Origin of the sequence: Enterococcus sp. DA9, assembly GCF_008000875.1 — a bacterium.
Classification (GTDB): Bacteria; Bacillota; Bacilli; order Lactobacillales; family Enterococcaceae; genus Enterococcus_B; species Enterococcus_B lactis.
The window spans coordinates 1,434,513-1,448,937 of record NZ_CP042839.1 but is presented as its reverse complement, the minus strand read 5'-3'; the positions used below and the strand labels follow the sequence as shown (position 1 = coordinate 1,448,937).

Genomic DNA, 14,425 nt, shown 5'->3' with positions numbered 1-14,425 from the left:
TTAGGAGAGTATTTTTTTTGATTTTTTATTGTTTCAAGAAAATCGGAATAATAACTTATGTACTTTTTAATTTTGTTAAGTAATATATCTAGTTATATCTAGTTACCTTTTCTTTGAAAAAAACATAAATCATCTAATAAATATGTGAGACAAAGCTGCCATCCATAAATACTAGCTGATTTTTTCAGTTAAATGTCTATTTTTTTCTCTGATGATGATATTTCCAAAATATTCCCAGTCATCTGGAGTCGGTGGATTTTTCCAAATTATCTGTTCTTTATTAAATTTTTCAAGTAAACAATCAGATAAATAAATATTCGTACGAGAAGTGATTCGACTCTCAATCACAATATTGTAATTTTTAAATCCTTTCACTTGAGAAATAATGTAATCGGTATAAGCAGATCCTTGCGAAAAATCAATACAGACATGAATCGGTGCTTCAAAATATGATACCGGACAAATACCGACCAATAAAAAGAGATAATCATAAAATAAGCGAATCATGAAACGTTCATCTTTTCCCAAGAAATAGCGTTTATTCTCTTGTATGACCTTTTGGATTGCTGTACTGAATATTGGATACGTCTCGAAGAAAAACTGTAGCTGCTTTTTAGACGTAAAGCTAGTCATCTCAAAGTCGAATATCCAATTTTTTCGATTGACATGCATCATACCCATACGAAGTTCTTTTCGTATATATAGTCTTTCTTCTTCAGAGATTTCAATCGAAAATGGTAATTGATCAATCAATTCCACTGACATTTTTTGACTAATCATGTGGATATCATGAAAATGAGCTTCCGCAAGTCCAAATGCGCCATCTAATTCAAATTCTTCTTCCGTGATCAAAAACAACATGATATAAGAAATCTCATCAATGATCTGCTCTTTAGGGATATGAAGAAAAGAAATATGTGATAAATCCTTGATGATCTTCATTCCTTCTGAGCTCTTAAAGTATTCATCTGAAAAGAAACGTTTTCCGATTGGTTGATTCCCATAGGCCCTCAACAAACTAATAGTGGTTAGCAAATTGAATTTGATTCGTTTTGTTGCAGACAGTTTTAAATTGAACAGATATTCAAAATATTGCACGATACTCTTTGCTTCATTCATGACGCTTTCTCTAAATGGCATAGAAAAACCATTAAAGACCCCGAAATATACCCCAAATAATACGTTCCGTATGTTTATTTCTTTCCCAACTAATATGTTTTTCTTTAACTTTATTTGATGCTGTTCAAGAAAAGAGACTAATTCTCTTCTTTTTACATAGGCTCTTGATATGCTTAAAAATGATTCTCTGCAAATTTTTCGATCGTTACTTTTGAATCCACGATCTCCGTTAACAGTCGAGCAATTTTTGATCGTTGAAAGTAGATTCTTCTTAAATTTTTGATATCCGTCAAATTCAGACGTTCGACATGGATCTCTGCTTCTTCTGAAATTTGGATCTCTGGCTTTGTTTTGAATTCAGTAAATTCTTTATTTAATTCTATGATATAATTTCTTGTTTTAAATTTAGACAAACCTAATGTTTCATATAACTTAGGTAGCACTACATAATTCTTTTTCTCAAATTCTAAATATCTAGCTAGCAGCAGTTTTTCTCTATCTTCCTCTTCTATAAGGTAATCCAACTTCATATCCTACACCTCAAAAAATGCCTCATACCAATTACTTGATATGCAGATGAAAGTTCATCTCTTCACCTATACTGATTTTATGATGGATTACGCTTGTTTTTTCATCAGTTATTCTCATTTTTTATCTTTTTTTTGAGAATATTTCAAAAAATGGAAAAATTTATGAGGAAATATTTTATATTTTTTGTTTTATTGTGTTAAAATGTACAAGATTTGCGCCATTTGCGTAAACAACCACAAAAAAGAGCAGGGCGGCCACCGTCCTGCTCTTTTACTTATTTTAAGTTCCATTACTTATTAATTGGCTAAACTTCTGCTTGTTTCTGATATTGCTTGTTTTTCTCCAATGATCCGCACTTCTGTTTCTAAAGACACATCAAATTTTTCTTTGATTACTTCTTGGATGTGCGCAATCAATTCAATATAATCTGTCGCTGTCGCATGATCGATATTGACGATGAATCCAGCATGTTTTTCAGAGACTTGTGCACCGCCCCATTTCAGGCCTTGCAATCCTGCTTGTTGGATCAGCTGACCCGTATAGTGTCCAACTGGGCGCTTAAAGACACTTCCGCATGAAGGGTATTCTAATGGCTGTTTTGATTGACGCAATTCGGTCAACTCATCCATTCTTGCTTTGATTGCTTCATAATCCCCTGTTTGCAAACTGAATCGAGCTTCCAATACGATAGCACGTAATTCTTGGACTTTACTGTGACGATAAGAAAATACCATTTCGTCTTTTGTCAAAGTTTTCAATGTTCCATCTTCAAGCAAAAGATCCACTTCAGCAAAAACATCTTTGATCTCTCCGCCATACGCACCTGCATTCATATAAACCGCTCCACCGACACTTCCCGGGATGCCGCAAGCAAATTCAAATCCAGTCAATGATTCTGCCAAAGCTGCATAAGTCGTATCAATCAGTGAGGCACCTGCTTCCGCAATGACCATCGTTCCTTTGACATGAATCTGTTTCATTTCAGTCAGCATGATGACTACACCGCGAATCCCGCCATCTTGAACGATCAGATTGCTTGCATTTCCTAATACCATCCAAGGTATATCATGGATTCGGCAATAATCGATGATTTGCTTTACTTCTTCTTGCTTTTTCGGGAATGCAAGGACATCAGCTGGTCCACCTGTTTTCGTAAACGTATAGTTCATCAATGGTTCATCAAACAATATAGTAATCGTGGCTAAGCTTTCAACTATTTCTTCTTTATTCACTGAGGATTTTCCTTTCTTTTCTCAAACGTCCTCATTATTCTATCACGCTTAATACAATCTTGCCAGTCTTGTTCAAAGTTGATGACGGTAGTGATCTTTAAGCACTTCCTCACATAATTCATGACTTCTTACAACTTCTTTTTGTTTAAGCAATTCTGTTTCCGATTTACCTAAACGGATCTGAGAAAAGAAGGACTCTACCATTGGCTCAAACCCGCGTTTGACTAGCGTGTTTGTCCAGTCGCCAAATTCTTTCACTTTTTTTCCATCAGCATCTTGAATGACAAGCTGGGTCAGATCGTTTACTTCATAAGTACCATTTTTACTTGTTACTTGATATTTTTCTATATTAGCGCCACTTGCTAAATCCATCGTTAAAATAGCCGTTTGATTTTGTGTTTCTAATTGTAAAATGGCATATTCCAAAAATTCCTTTGTTTCTCTTATCTGGTATTTTGTTCTCAAAATGGGTTCATCTAATAAATACACAGCTGTATCAATAAGATGTAAAAACAAATCATAAAGGACGAATTCTGTCGTTTCTTTTGCCGCTATTCGATTTTTTTGCAGGTGGATCAACCGCTTATCTGGGATACATTTCAATTCTTCTACCATAGGAGCAAAGCGTCGGTTGAAACCGATCATCAAAATTATTTGGTTCTTATCAGCTAATTCTTGCAATTCACGAACTTCATTTAGATGGACACTCAGTGGTTTGTCAATATAAACATGGATACCATTTTCTAGACATTTTTTGGCTAATTCATAATGTACTTTTGTTGCTGCGTGGATCATACATGCTTCGATTTTTTCTTCTAAAAGCTCATCGATCGTTTCATATAGATGTTGGAACCCGTACTCTTTTTGAATTCTTTCTTTTGTTTCTTTATTTCTTGTTGCAAAATAAAAATCAAGTGTTCCTTGTTTTTTCGCATAAGTTGGTAAATATGCTTTTTCTGCGATATTCCCTACACCGATTACACCAATCTTCATCGACTTTCCTCCTGGATCATTTAGTTACTTTCATCTTACACCATTTTTTACTAAAATGAGGTACAATAGTATCGCAAAGGTAAGGAAATTAATTCGAAGGAGTGTGCTTTTATTGAAATTTATCTCTTGGAACGTAAACGGGCTTCGTGCCATCGTAAATAAAAATTTTTTAGAAGTTTTTCATGAGTTAGACGCCGATTTTTTCTTTCTGCAGGAAACAAAACTCCAAGCAGGACAAATTGATTTAGATCTTCCAGGTTATTATCAATATTGGAATTACGCAGAACGAAAAGGCTATTCCGGCACAGCGATTTTTGCTAAAAAACCAGCATTGAATGCCACTTACGGAATGGGTATCGATATCCATGATACAGAAGGCCGTCTGATTACTTTGGAATATTCCGATTTCTTTCTTGTAACCTGTTACACGCCAAATTCTCAAAGCGAATTAAAACGTTTAGATTACCGATTAGAATGGGAAGAAGCCTTTTATAATTATTTGGAAAATCTAAAAAAACAAAAACCAGTCATCGTGTGTGGGGATCTAAATGTCGCTCATCAAAAGATTGATTTGAAAAACTGGAAAACGAATCAAAAAAATGCTGGATTCACTCCAGAAGAAAGAGCGGCTCTTTCTCGACTGTTGGATAACGGGTTTATCGATACATTCCGTTATTTTTATCCAACCCAGGAAGGTGTCTACTCTTGGTGGAACTACCGATTCAATTCAAGAAAAAACAATGCTGGTTGGCGGATCGATTACTTTTTGACGAGCAAAGATTTAGAGCCAAGACTAGCTGATGCAAAGATCCATACGGATATTATGGGCAGTGATCATTGTCCAGTAGAATTAGATTTGAAATAAAGAGGATGTGAAAAAGTCGTTTAGTTTCGAGTATTAAGAAAAATTTTGTGAAAATGGCTTTCCACATTTTGCATAAATTTGGCTTAATACCGAGAAACTGGCTTTTGAACACCGTTTATCGAGAGGTTGTGAAAAAGCTGTCCTGCATCAAGTAATAAGAACAGCCAAACAAAAATAGCTCTTCATATTTTTCGTTTGGTTAGGCTTATTACCGCAGATGCAAGCTTTTGAACACCGTTTATTAAGAGGTTGTGAAAAAGCTGCACTGCATCAAGTAATAAGAACAGCCAAACAAAAATAGTTCCTCATATTTTTCGTTTGGTTGGACTTATTACCGCAGATGCAAGCTTTTGAACACCGTTTATTGAGAAGTTGTGAAATCAGCGTCCTGACCTGAGTATTAGAGAAACAAATGGAAAAATAGTTCCTCATATTTTGCCATTTTTTGAGCTAATACCGAGGGTCAGCTGATTGAACACCGTTTAGTGGAGAGGTTGTAAAATCAGCGTCCTGACCTGAGTATTAGAGAAACAAATGGAAAAATAGTTCCTCATATTTTGCCGTTTTTTGAGCTAATACCGAGAGTCAGCTGATTGAACACCGTTTAGTGGAGAGGTTGCGAAAAAGTCGCCTACTTTCGAGTCGTAAGAAATTTTTTTGAAAATGGTTCCTCACAACTTTGCATAAATTTGACTTAATACCGAGAAGTCATGATCCCTATCTAACTCCAAATCACAAGGAATAAGTTCAAAAACTAGCTTTTTTCAACAAATATTACATAAAAAATTCTATGTTTTTTGTTAAATTTATTTGCTTTTTTCAAAAGTATGTTACAGTAATTTCCCAAGGAGGTTTTACAGAAATGAATTTTGTTGCCATGGATTTTGAAACTGCCAATCATCAGCCTTATAGTGCTTGTTCTCTTGCGCTAGTCATGGTAAAAAACAGCCAGATCGTTGATGAATTCTATACATTGATACAGCCTGAGACTCCTTTTTTCTGGCGAAATGTCCAAATTCACGGAATCCATCAAGAAGACGTACGCAATGCGCCGAAATTCCCAGAAGTCTGGCAAACTATCCAACCATATTTTCAAAAAAATCGTTTAGTCGTTGCACATAATGCTGCTTTTGATACAAAGGTCTTAGCGGGATGCTTAGATTATTATCATCTTGAACAGCCTAATTATCTTTCTTTATGTACAGTGAAAAGTAGCCGTCGCTTGTTTCCTGAATTTCCAAATCATCGATTGAACACTGTGTGCGAAAATTTGAACATCCAATTAGATCATCACCATGATGCATTGGAAGATAGTCGTGCATGTGCGGAAATCCTGCTTTATCAAGAAAAAAAATTCGGGACAGATCCATTGAAAAAACTTGTGACTATAAAGTAAAAGAATACTTATGAAACACACAAAGAGGTCGTGAGCCTGCCGTTTCACTCCGAGTCACAAGGAGAAATTTCAAAAAATAGCTCCTCATGTTTATTAAATATTGTGACTGGTGACCGAGGAGCTGGCAGGAGAACACCGTATAAGGAAGAGGTTGTGAAAAAGCTGTTCTGCATCAAGTAATAAGAACAGCCAAACAAAAATAGCTTCTGATATTTTTCATTTGGTTGGACTTATTACCGCAGATGCAAGCTTTTGAACACCGTTTACCAAGAGGTTGTGAAATCAGCGTTTTGATCTGAGTATTAGAGAAACAAACGGCAAAATAGTTCCTCATATTTTGCTGTTTTTTGAGCTAATACCGAAGGTTAGCTGATTGAACACCGTTTATTCAGAAAAAGGGACTGTGACACGTATTTTGTCATAGTCCCTTCGTGTGTTTTTCTGCCTTCTCAAAAGGATGACAGTTTCTCACTCTTTTCCTATTTCTTCTATTCAATCAAATAACTCATTTTATATACATCTAAAAATTCGCCTAGATCTGTTCTTGCCCCTCTAGGCATGACCGCTTCGATTTGGAAGCCCATTTTTCGGTAAAGGTGTACGGCTCTTTCATTACGAACTTGAACGTCAAGCTCCAATCGAAAAAGTACACCCATTTCCTTCGCCCAACTGATGATTTCTTCTAGCATAAGAGTGCCTAGTCCCATTCCCCAATATTCCTGCAGAATACTGATACCGACTTCTCCCACGTGAGACAAACGAAATTGACTGTCTGCCTTGACAGATGCTGTTCCAATAATCGTCCCTTCATAGATTGCAAGCAGCAATAAATTATTATTGCTTTCGTATATATAATCCAACTCTTCTTCTAAGGTTTCTGGTGGTAACAGGAGTTCTGCTTCATCCAAAACTAAAAATTCTGTCTCCTTATTGACTTGTCCCATCATCAAAAGAATGTCTTTTGCATCTCCTGGCACTGCTTCCCGCAAGATGATCCCAACTTCTTCACTCATGATTTTCAGCCCATTTTTCTAGAATTCGCTGTTTGAAGGTTTCACTTTGCTCCCCGTATGAGATTAGTTTCACATACCGTTTTTCTAAATCTGTATCACTTTTTTCTAAAATCAGTTCCAAATAATCCTCCGGCAGTGCTTCTTCTAATAGATTTCCCCATTCGACAACGGAAAGCCCATCACCTTCAAAATATTCATCTAACCCTAAATCTGCTCCGCTAGCTGCTACCCGATAAATATCCATATGATACAACGGAATCCGTCCTTGACTATATTCTCTAATAATCGTGTATGTCGGACTTTTGATCATTTGCGTTATCCCTAATCCTTGGGCAATTCCTTTCGTCAACGTTGTTTTACCCGCACCTAGATCACCAGTCAATATCAGATTGTCACCTGGCATTGCGGAATGACCAATTGCCTCTGCGAATTGTTCTGTCATTGTTAATCCTGATAGTTCGATCATTTTTCATCTTCTCCCGCTCTTCTTTCTTTTTGCCAGTATATCGCGTAATGAAGTTTTTTTAAAGAAAAAATGAACTAGCCAAAAACAGCAGCTGCTGTTTTTGGCTAGTTCGCGTGTATTTGTTAATCAATCAATGTTTGTGCTGCTGTGATAATCGATAATTTATATACATCTTCTTCATTTGCTCCACGAGACAAATCAGAAACCGGTTTGTTCAAGCCTTGTAGAATTGGTCCGATTGCTTCAAAGTTACCGAAACGCTGAGCAATTTTATAGCCGATATTTCCTGACTGCAATTCTGGAAATACAAAGACTGTTGCTTGACCAGCTACTTCTGAATCTGGCGCTTTCAGTTGTGCAACTGAAGGAACATAAGAAGCATCAAATTGCAATTCGCCGTCGATCATGTATTGTGGCGCTAGTTTTTTAGCGATTTTAGTTGCTTCAACTACTTTGTCTACTTCTGGCGATTTCGCTGAGCCTTTTGTCGAGAAGCTCATCATTGCTACTTTTGGTTCGATATCGAACAATTCTGCTGTTTTTGCAGAATCTACGGCGATTTCAGCCAATTCTTGCGCAGTTGGATTCACGTTGATCGCACAATCCGAAAAGACATATTTTTCTTGATCTCTTCCACGTACCATGATCATCGCTCCGCTTGTCCGACTGATGCCAGGCTTTGTTTTGATGATCTGAAGTGCTGGGCGAACAGTGTCGCCAGTCGAATGGATCGCTCCAGAGACCATTCCGTCTGCAATCCCCATATACGTAAGCATCGTACCAAAGTAATTCACATCTTTTAAAATCTTTTCTGCTTGTTCTTTGGATGCCTTTCCATTTCTGCGTTCAACAAAAGTATCCACCATTTCATCCCACTTATCGTAATTATCAGGGCTGATGATCGTAAAGCTAGATGTTTTGATTCCTCTGGCATGCGCTGCATTTCTTATTTCTTCTTCGTTCCCTACTAAAATGGGTTCCACAAGTTCTTCTGCTTTCAACCGGGCAGCTGCGCCTAAAATACGAGCATCAGTAGCTTCCGGGAAAACGATTTTGATCCCACGGCGAACAATCTTAAATCTTAAACTATCAAACAATTCCACAAGATGACCTCCAGACGTTTTTATATGTATTATCATACACTATTCCAGAAAAAAAGAACAGTTTATTTTATCTGTATCAGTCAAAAATGCTGGAAAAATTAAGTTTTTCACATACAAAACGAACTGCACTATAACAGGAAAGCGCTGTTTTATTACACTGTTTCAGGCAGTTGCCAATCAATCGGTTCTTCTCCTAACGCAAGGAGCGCATCATTCGTTTTCGAGAAGGGTTTGGAACCAAAAAAGCCACGACTTGCAGATAACGGACTGGGATGTGGAGATGTTATGATGATATGGCGACTCTTATCGATCATTTTGATTTTTTCTTGTGCCGGTTTCCCCCACAAGATAAACACGATTGGTTTTTCCCGTTCATTTAATTTTTCAATGATCGTGTCTGTTAATCTTTCCCAACCTTTCCCGCGATGAGAATACGCTTGCCCTTCCCGAACGGTAAGAACGGTGTTGAGTAAAAGGACTCCCTGTTTAGCCCATGACACTAGATTTCCATGTTGAACAGGTGCGATTCCAAGATCATCATAAAGCTCTTTATAGATATTTCTTAACGATGGCGGGATCTTTACGCCAGGTTGCACAGAAAAAGATAAGCCATGAGCTTGATTTTCTCTATGATAAGGATCTTGTCCTAAAATCACCACTTTAACTTCTTCATAAGGAGTCAATTCCAATGCTTCATAGATATGATACATATCTGGATGGATCTTTTGGGACGCATATTCTTTTTTTAAAAATTCTCTTAGATGCAGATAATAATCTTTTGAAAATTCTGAGGACAAAACTTCTTGCCAACTGTTATGAATGATTTCTTTCAAAAACTCCACCTCCTAATAAAAAGAATAACTCACATTTTCTTCAATCACAAGGGACAATCTTCACCCTCAGCACTTGATTAATATGGTAAACTAGGAACAAGAAGCAGAAAGGAACGATAATCATTATGATCAAATTAATTGCATCAGATATGGACGGCACATTATTAGATGCCCATATGAGTGTTTCTCCTGAAAATGCCGAGGCGATACGTTTTGCAAATGATGCCGGTGTTGAGTTCATGGTCGCTACTGGTCGAAACTATCAAGAAGCTCGCGCAGCTTTAGATGAGGTAGGAATCGATTGTGCGATGATCACTTTGAACGGGGCACAGGTATTTGATAAAGAAGGAAATTCATTGTTTACCGTGTCGATTCCAAATAATCAAGCAATCTCTGTTTTAGATATTCTAGATGCTAACGGTATTTACTATGAAGTAGCAACCAACGATGGTCTTTATTCTGAAAATCAAGCGAAACGAATTGAAAGTTTTGCTTCCATGGTGGCTACCCATTTACCTCACCTTACGTATAAAATGGCGATTGCCATGGCCTCAGCTAAGCTGGAGTTATTGCACATCACATACGTGGACAGTATTCGTGCTATTTTGGAAGAAAAGAATCTGGAAGTTTTAAAAATTATTTGTTTTCATACAGAAGGGCCAGCTGTATTAGGTCCAGTTGGAAAGCAGATTTCTCTTTTAGGCGATCTAGCCGTTACTTCCTCTGGTCAAAACAATATCGAAGTGAACCATAAAAACGCTCAAAAAGGAATTGCTGTTGCCCATGTCGCTCACGAGCGTGGGATTTCTTTAGAAGAAGTCATGACGATTGGCGATAACTTCAATGATGTCAGCATGCTGCAAGTAGCAGGAGTCAGTTTCGCAATGGGAAATGCAGAAATCGAAGTAAAAGATTATGCCAAATATACAACGGACACCAACCTTGAATCTGGCGTAGGAAAAGCCATATTGCGCGCGATTGCAGAAGACTTGTAGTTTTATCTAGAAAAGAGGGATATAGATGTCAGAATTTTTCATTCAGGAAAAGCAGCTTGGACGTGCAACTCGGACAATTGTCAAAAACGAAAAAGGACATTCCCTGTTTTTGATGGTTGGTCGCTGGGGAACAAAGGGCGATGCATTGTCTCTTTATGCCATGAATGGCGATCTCGTTGCTCACATCAAGCAGATAAGCCTGACATTCGGTACGCGTTTTGAGCTGTATAAAGAGTTCGAAAAGGTGGGAACCATGCAGAAAATATTCAATTGGCCCGGTGACTTTTATTATATTCGTAGACTTCACTGGACAGTCCAAGGTGATATCTATAATCATCAATATCAAATCCATCATTTCAATCAGCAAATCATGAAAATGGATAAAGCAACACTTTTTTCAGGAGATTACTATGTATTGGATGTCTCAAATGATGAAGATGCTCCAGTTTGTATTTGTATTGCTGCGGTTTTAGATTACTGGCTCTACCGTAAAGACAAAAGCAAAGAAAAGCCTTTATCCTATCGATTTGATGTGAACTAGAAAAAATGAAAGCAAGCTAACAATAAACAATCTCCAACTCTAAGTCAAAATTAAGAATCTACGATATTGGGAGTCGTTACTTGATCGAGTAACGACTCCCAATATTTCTTATCAAAAATAGGAAATATCAAAATTCCCTTCGAGACGGAGGTATTCAAACACTCTTGATGATGAACTAAAAAAGTGCTGTTTTATCCTTCTATATTCTCATAACACATATTAAGACTTTAATCGTCCGATAGGACATCCTCCATTCGATCTGACTGTTCCTCTATATAATCCCTACATACCAAAATCTTCCTGTAGCAAAATCTTTGTCGTAAGACCAAGTTTGTAAATATAATTGCCCACAATAAATACCATCATTATATATAATTGTATTTGTTAGACCGCTTAAAGTAGCCGATCGTCTTGTGTGGTAGATAACTTTACTACCTCTGCTATTGATAGTACTCATTACTTGCTCAGCATTTAAATCATTTGTATCAGCATGGATTTTTTGTGAAAAAGCGGTTAATCCCCATATAGCCATTATTAAAATAAATAAGTTCTTAAATTTTTTCACTTATATTATCTCCTTCCTGATATTTATTTTTGAAGGAATCGGTAAAGGTAAGGAATGGTGATAAAAATATCCCTCATAATAACCTCGAGTTCCATTTGAAAGGGGCATTTCCCTATATTTTCCAAGCCAACCTCGATAGGCTCCAGATTGGAAGAATGCAACAGCTGGGGCAGGATTTCCAGTCGTTGTCCATCCGCTTGTCCAATAACGAGTCAATATAGCTTGTGGGGAAATAGTGATAAACTTCATTTGATCAAAATCAAAAATAGTAGTTTCTACAATGTGAGAAGGAGCATCCTCACCATAGCTAAAATCTTTTTCTTCAGCATGGACACAGTTATTACTTAATAAAACAGCAAAAAACAGCTAGATAAAAAACATTTTTAATCATAAAAAACCTCCATTTATATTTTTACACTTTCATTATACATTGAATTTTTATGCATACCAAACAAAACTCCAATTATATTACTATTTTTTCGCAAATATGGTAAAATATCAGAAAAAAAGAAGGTAAAGGAGAGGGGCATATGAAAAAAAAGTTATTAAAAAGAACTATTTATACATCGCATTTGTTATTATTATTCATAATCAGCGGTTGCAATTCGAATTACAATAAAATAACTCATGTCACAATAGAACAAATTACAGCTAATGGAACCTTACAAACTAGAGGAACTTATATTTTAGATAATGGGTATTTAGAAATCAGTAAAGAATTTAAACAAAATATAAATTTAAATACCTCTCCAACAAAATTGTTAAGCGAAACCGATCGACTGTTACTGGCTGAAATGATTAAAGAAGACTTTCCTTCCGAAACTATTTCTACTGAAAATCCAGAGTTACTGCAAAGTTTCAACAGGAAAGTCAAAAATGGAAGAGTGGAAATCGATTCTGATAATAAAAAAACTTATCTAATCGGAAAAGATTACAAAAAGGAATTTACATGGGCAGCTGATAACCAAACAAGATTGAAAGATTCATTCGGAGTCGAATATAGTTTTACAACGGATAGCAAATAGGACTGTGACAAAAATCGTGTCACAGTCCTTTATTTCGAATAAACGGTGTTCAAAAGCCAGTTTCTCGGTATTAAGCCAAATTTATGCAAAAATGTAGAAAGCCATTTTCACAAAATTTTTCTTAATACTCGAAACTAAGCGACTTTTTCACAACCTCTGATTCACGGTGTTCCATAAGTAGCTTCTTCGGAAATAAGCCGAAATTTTACAAAAATTTGAGAAGCAATTTTCGTAAATTCCTTCTTATTTCTTGAAGCTGACCACTTCTGTCACAACCTTATTAAAACCTATTCAATTTTTAGTAACGTTCATTCTTCTTTACACCATTATTATTTTTCACTATTTGACAATTTAAATCAATTTAATTTCTTTTGCATATGATCATAAAGATGACCACTGATCATCCGCTGACCGACAACTTTGAAGTCATGGCGTTCGTATAATTTTTTAGCCTTTGGATTTTTTTCATCCACACTTAGACCGATGACGGAGCGATTAGCTTTCTTCGCCAATTTAGGTAATGCTTCTAATAATCGCGAACCGATGCCTTGTCCTCTAAAATCTTCTGATACACTGATAGAGTCCAAATACCATTCGTTGGGAAACGTTTCTTTATCAATGAACAAACGTGTAGACGCATCTAGCTGATATTTCTCTAAGATAGGTACCAGTGGCTGATCGATGATTGATTCTTCTTCATCTGTATAACCGTAAGCAACTCCTGCAACTTTACCGTCTATTTCTTCTACGATACCTCGTGAATAACTGTAACGATAATTTGGATCAGTGATTGCTTCTTCTAAAATCTCTAAAGTCTTTTGTTCCCCTGTCTGCTTCAAAAATGGCAGTTCCATATCTTTTAGAATCACTAAGATCAATGGGGCGATTTCTGGAGCATCTTCTTTTCTCGCAAAACGAATCATAGTTTCTTCTCCTTTTCTCCATTCTAACATGCAGAAAAAGAAATCGCAAAATCGTTATTTTAAAAAATCTTCAATCTTTTCAGTGATGAAATAACCATGAGTAACGATTCTTGCCGCTTCAGTTCGGCAATAAGGGCAGACGACTGGCATTTCTTTATCATTATGTTCGACTACATTATTGACTTCTTCGTATGCAAATTTTTTTCCGCAATTAGGGCATTTCATTTTTTCCATGTTATCTCAACTTCCTTTCATCTTTACTCTCTTAGCTTACTCTTATATTGTAAAAAAGAGAAGCAATATCCTTCTTCTATGCAGATATCCATACCTGACGGTCCTGTTCTCCATCTATTAATCGGACTTTATAATAAGGACGTTCATCTTTGACTAGAAGTGTCCACTCTTTCACTTTTGCTTTTTCCCCGTAGTAGCTGACTGCTTCCTTCATCGCTGCTTGCGGTTGTTTGAACTCTTCCGTTTTTTCTATATCAAAAAGATGTTCTGCGGCCTTTTCCGTGTCATTTCGTACGGTTGTTTTCCCAGTGGATGGATTGACTGCTATGACTTGTCCTTCACAAAAAAACTGGTATTCATATGTTGCATTCGTAGGATTCTCCAAATCTTTTTCAACTGTAAAATGAATAGCAGATATGTTATGTTCTTTTGTTTCGTTTTTTACGATTGCTGCTGCTTTTTTCAATGAGATCCGATATTCCTGGTCACTAATATCATCCATGTGAAAAGCGGCATTGAGCAGTCCCGTCATACCGGTAATCCCTATTACGATGAGGGCAGCAACACCAAACATCATTTTTTTCATTCTTC

At 36.5% G+C, this 14,425-nt stretch carries 15 protein-coding genes and 2 pseudogenes; 5 read left to right on the top strand and 12 right to left on the bottom strand.

Going from position 1 to position 14,425, the window contains the following annotated elements; all coding sequences use genetic code 11:
• Positions 1-171: 171 nt before the first annotated feature.
• The 3 genes and pseudogenes from FTX43_RS07845 to FTX43_RS07835 all read right to left on the bottom strand — a co-directional run bounded on the left by FTX43_RS07845 (position 172) and on the right by FTX43_RS07835 (position 3,875).
• Positions 172-1,649: pseudogene (locus FTX43_RS07845) on the bottom strand (helix-turn-helix domain-containing protein).
• Between the two features lie 297 nt (positions 1,650-1,946).
• Positions 1,947-2,882: a UDP-N-acetylmuramate dehydrogenase gene (murB, locus tag FTX43_RS07840; protein ID WP_002287058.1), complete on the bottom strand. Its 936-nt coding sequence runs from the start codon at positions 2,880-2,882 to the stop codon at positions 1,947-1,949.
• Positions 2,883-2,954: 72 nt separating this feature from the next.
• Complete coding sequence (locus FTX43_RS07835) at positions 2,955-3,875, bottom strand: Gfo/Idh/MocA family protein (protein ID WP_147606957.1); 921 nt, start codon at positions 3,873-3,875, stop codon at positions 2,955-2,957.
• Positions 3,876-3,987: 112 nt separating this feature from the next.
• Between FTX43_RS07835 and FTX43_RS07830 the strand changes: the two genes are divergently transcribed.
• Together FTX43_RS07830 and FTX43_RS07825 are read left to right on the top strand one after the other, a co-directional pair.
• Positions 3,988-4,740 (top strand): exodeoxyribonuclease III, encoded by a 753-nt coding sequence (locus FTX43_RS07830; protein WP_147606956.1) that lies wholly within the window; start codon positions 3,988-3,990, stop codon positions 4,738-4,740.
• An 862-nt stretch (positions 4,741-5,602) separates the two neighbouring features.
• Positions 5,603-6,136 (top strand): 3'-5' exonuclease, encoded by a 534-nt coding sequence (locus FTX43_RS07825; RefSeq protein ID WP_002291442.1) that lies wholly within the window; start codon positions 5,603-5,605, stop codon positions 6,134-6,136.
• A gap of 488 nt (positions 6,137-6,624) precedes the next feature.
• Here the strand turns inward: FTX43_RS07825 and FTX43_RS07820 are convergent, their stop codons facing one another.
• The 4 genes from FTX43_RS07820 to FTX43_RS07805 all read right to left on the bottom strand — a co-directional run bounded on the left by FTX43_RS07820 (position 6,625) and on the right by FTX43_RS07805 (position 9,551).
• Positions 6,625-7,149 (bottom strand): GNAT family N-acetyltransferase, encoded by a 525-nt coding sequence (locus FTX43_RS07820; RefSeq protein ID WP_002287063.1) that lies wholly within the window; start codon positions 7,147-7,149, stop codon positions 6,625-6,627.
• Positions 7,142-7,615: a tRNA (adenosine(37)-N6)-threonylcarbamoyltransferase complex ATPase subunit type 1 TsaE gene (gene tsaE, locus FTX43_RS07815; RefSeq protein WP_002287066.1), complete on the bottom strand. Its 474-nt coding sequence runs from the start codon at positions 7,613-7,615 to the stop codon at positions 7,142-7,144. Before tsaE ends, FTX43_RS07820 begins: the two co-directional genes overlap by 8 nt.
• Positions 7,616-7,737: 122 nt before the next feature.
• Complete coding sequence (gene pta, locus FTX43_RS07810) at positions 7,738-8,718, bottom strand: phosphate acetyltransferase (protein ID WP_002287068.1); 981 nt, start codon at positions 8,716-8,718, stop codon at positions 7,738-7,740.
• A gap of 152 nt (positions 8,719-8,870) precedes the next feature.
• Entirely contained in the window at positions 8,871-9,551 is a 681-nt protein-coding gene (locus FTX43_RS07805) for a uracil-DNA glycosylase (RefSeq protein WP_147606954.1), read from the bottom strand.
• Positions 9,552-9,676: 125 nt separating this feature from the next.
• Here FTX43_RS07805 and FTX43_RS07800 point away from each other — a divergent pair, with 125 nt between their 5' ends.
• Positions 9,677-10,546, top strand: a complete 870-nt coding sequence (locus FTX43_RS07800; protein ID WP_002287072.1) for a Cof-type HAD-IIB family hydrolase — start codon at positions 9,677-9,679, stop codon at positions 10,544-10,546.
• A gap of 25 nt (positions 10,547-10,571) precedes the next feature.
• Positions 10,572-11,087 (top strand): LURP-one-related/scramblase family protein, encoded by a 516-nt coding sequence (locus FTX43_RS07795; RefSeq protein ID WP_002291449.1) that lies wholly within the window; start codon positions 10,572-10,574, stop codon positions 11,085-11,087.
• Between the two features lie 271 nt (positions 11,088-11,358).
• On the opposite strand, the gene FTX43_RS07790 is transcribed toward FTX43_RS07795, so the two are convergent.
• Together FTX43_RS07790 and FTX43_RS15415 are read right to left on the bottom strand one after the other, a co-directional pair.
• Positions 11,359-11,652 carry a hypothetical protein gene (locus FTX43_RS07790; RefSeq protein ID WP_002340933.1) on the bottom strand — a complete coding sequence of 98 codons (294 nt, stop codon included), beginning with the start codon at positions 11,650-11,652 and terminating at the stop codon, positions 11,359-11,361.
• A pseudogene (locus FTX43_RS15415) lies at positions 11,653-12,043 on the bottom strand (hypothetical protein).
• A 139-nt stretch (positions 12,044-12,182) separates the two neighbouring features.
• Between FTX43_RS15415 and FTX43_RS07780 the strand changes: the two are divergent.
• On the top strand, positions 12,183-12,677 hold the full coding sequence (locus tag FTX43_RS07780; RefSeq protein ID WP_002319036.1) for a hypothetical protein: 495 nt from the start codon (positions 12,183-12,185) through the stop codon (positions 12,675-12,677).
• A gap of 356 nt (positions 12,678-13,033) precedes the next feature.
• Here FTX43_RS07780 and FTX43_RS07775 read toward each other — a convergent pair whose 3' ends face one another.
• From FTX43_RS07775 to FTX43_RS07765, 3 genes are all read right to left on the bottom strand, one after another.
• Positions 13,034-13,600: an N-acetyltransferase gene (locus FTX43_RS07775; RefSeq protein ID WP_002319037.1), complete on the bottom strand. Its 567-nt coding sequence runs from the start codon at positions 13,598-13,600 to the stop codon at positions 13,034-13,036.
• Positions 13,601-13,654: 54 nt separating this feature from the next.
• Complete coding sequence (locus FTX43_RS07770) at positions 13,655-13,834, bottom strand: hypothetical protein (protein WP_002291570.1); 180 nt, start codon at positions 13,832-13,834, stop codon at positions 13,655-13,657.
• A gap of 76 nt (positions 13,835-13,910) precedes the next feature.
• Positions 13,911-14,420: a hypothetical protein gene (locus tag FTX43_RS07765; RefSeq protein WP_147606952.1), complete on the bottom strand. Its 510-nt coding sequence runs from the start codon at positions 14,418-14,420 to the stop codon at positions 13,911-13,913.
• Positions 14,421-14,425: the final 5 nt, after the last annotated feature.